The sequence below is a fragment of the Helicobacter didelphidarum genome, assembly GCF_003364195.1.
Classification (GTDB): domain Bacteria; phylum Campylobacterota; class Campylobacteria; order Campylobacterales; family Helicobacteraceae; genus Helicobacter_A; species Helicobacter_A didelphidarum.
The window spans coordinates 1-1999 of sequence record NZ_NXLQ01000101.1; the positions used below are offsets into that span (position 1 = coordinate 1).

A 1999-nucleotide genomic window follows, 5' to 3' on the forward strand; every position below is an offset into this window, starting at 1 on the left:
CTATTTATCTCTCCAATCCAACGCACAATATTCCCTTTAGAATCTATCTCTACTTCTAAGTCTTTGTATTTCTTATAGAATCTAGGGGATAGAATCTCATCGAAGTATTGTGTGCCTTCGGGAGTGCGAGAAACCCAAAAACGATACATATCCCAAGTAGAATACACATAATCATCATCACTCATATTTGGATATTTTTCTCTAAGGTCTATCATATCTATATAAAATACATCGGTATAAAAGAAATTATCCCTAAAATATATCCATGCTTGATATTTGTCTTTTTGCCTAGAGAGTAGATTCTCCTCTTTATCTTGTAATCCACACATACCAAATTCTATATATCCTGCTAAGAAGAGTTGCCCTATGATGTTGATATATTCGCTAATGTAGGTAGGATTAGCAGAGTTATTTTCCACTACATTATCAAATAAATATGTAAAAAATAAAGAATCTAATTCCATAACCCCATCATCTTCGCCAAAAGGTCCAGTTGCTAAATCTAAAATGGTTACTTCAAAATATTCTAAAATATCTATTTTTGTTAGATTTGGAATCTGCAAAAAAAGTTCAAAATGCCAACGATCTTCATACATTTTCAAATGATTATGAAACAATTCATAAAAATCATAAAACAACAATCCATCTTTATGTAAAACCCTACCAATTGCCATCTTCGCCTGCCTTGTTGTGAATTTTAGCTTGGTTTGGTTTTTTATTACCTATTTCTATGGTTGAGCCACCAGATCCTGCTCTACCCTCTTTTTTTGCCTTTGCTCCACCAGATGATGTTTTTCTTAGTTTTAGTATTGTGCCATCACTAAGCTTTCTCATCTATTTATCTCTCCAATCCAACGCACAATATTCCCTTTAGAATCTATCTCTACTTCTAAGTCTTTGTATTTCTTATAGAATCTAGGGGATAGAATCTCATCGAAGTATTGTGTGCCTTTTTCTGTGCGGGCTACTAATACATTATATTGACTCCAATATTGTGGAGTATCCCAAGAAGTCGAACCAATTGTTAGATCCCCATCTTCAATATTTCTATCAAATGCCCTTGCATATAAAAAATTATCCCTAAAATACTTCCAAGATTCATATCTATTTTCTTTATATTCTGACAAATATACATGTTTTGGTTCTTCTGTTAAAAAATCCACATAACCACACAGGAATAACTCCCCAAAAAGACTAAAATAATCTGCCTCAAAGCTTGGGATAGGCTCATTAAATAAATACTTATGCGTTTGATAATTATAGCCTTGAGAGTGCTTGCTAAAAGGTAAGTGGAGGACCTGGTCAAATTCTTGAAACTCTGTCAAACCCGTTATCCACCCCAATAGATTATATTCTAAGAGCTCTAAAATATCTGTTTTTCTAGCTTGTGAATAGAGCTTCAAAAACCAATCCAATATTTCTATTTCTGATATTCGCTTTATGCAATCCCCACTCTTAGTAGCTTCAACAAACAAACCGCCATTACGCCGATAGATTAATTTTAGGCGATTTTTGTCATATTCTATAAAATCTTTATTTTTTGTAGGTTTGACAACAAATCCTCTATCATATTGTCTTAAATACTTCACTGAATACCTCCTTTGTTCTGATGAATATCAATATGAATCTTTCTTTGCACTTTTAATTCTCTATTATGTATATCTATTGTGGGGAGATTATTGCTTGCATTGCTTGAGTGTGTGCGGTATTGGATTCTAGTTTGCTTATCATCTAAAATAGTATATTTCATAGGATTACCTTTATTATCCACATCTGGCTTTACTCCTCTCTCACTTTGAGTGATTTCCCTCCATAATTTATCTAATTCTTGTTTGTCTTTAACAAGGCGAATACCAGTATCCTTACCATTTCTATTAAAAACTTTCTCAAGATTATCCACTATCTCTAGCACCTCTTCTCTACTTAAAGATTGAGGCTTTAATATTTTTACATCTTTTTTATTCTTGTTTTTATCAATAATTTGTTCTATTTTAGAATA

4 protein-coding genes are annotated in these 1999 nt (G+C 32.4%); all 4 read right to left on the minus strand.

Going from position 1 to position 1999, the window contains the following annotated elements; translation table 11 throughout:
• Positions 1-674, minus strand: a 674-nt coding sequence (locus CQA53_RS11045; RefSeq protein ID WP_115543978.1) for a hypothetical protein, incomplete at its 3' end; no start/stop codon positions are given.
• A complete protein-coding gene (locus CQA53_RS12700; protein WP_181882469.1) occupies positions 661-834 on the minus strand; it encodes a hypothetical protein in 174 nt (57 codons plus the stop codon). The genes CQA53_RS12700 and CQA53_RS11045, both read right to left, overlap by 14 nt.
• On the minus strand, positions 831-1589 hold the full coding sequence (locus tag CQA53_RS11050; protein ID WP_115543979.1) for a hypothetical protein: 759 nt from the start codon (positions 1587-1589) through the stop codon (positions 831-833). Before CQA53_RS11050 ends, CQA53_RS12700 begins: the two co-directional genes overlap by 4 nt.
• Positions 1586-1999: hypothetical protein (locus CQA53_RS12705; protein ID WP_181882470.1), on the minus strand; the 414-nt coding region annotated here is incomplete at its 5' end. The genes CQA53_RS12705 and CQA53_RS11050, both read right to left, overlap by 4 nt.

Excerpts from the sequence above, each read along its gene's own strand:
- CQA53_RS12700 (WP_181882469.1), bottom strand. The coding sequence starts at position 834 with ATGAGAAAGCTTAGTGATGGCACAATACTAAAACTAAGAAAAACATCA.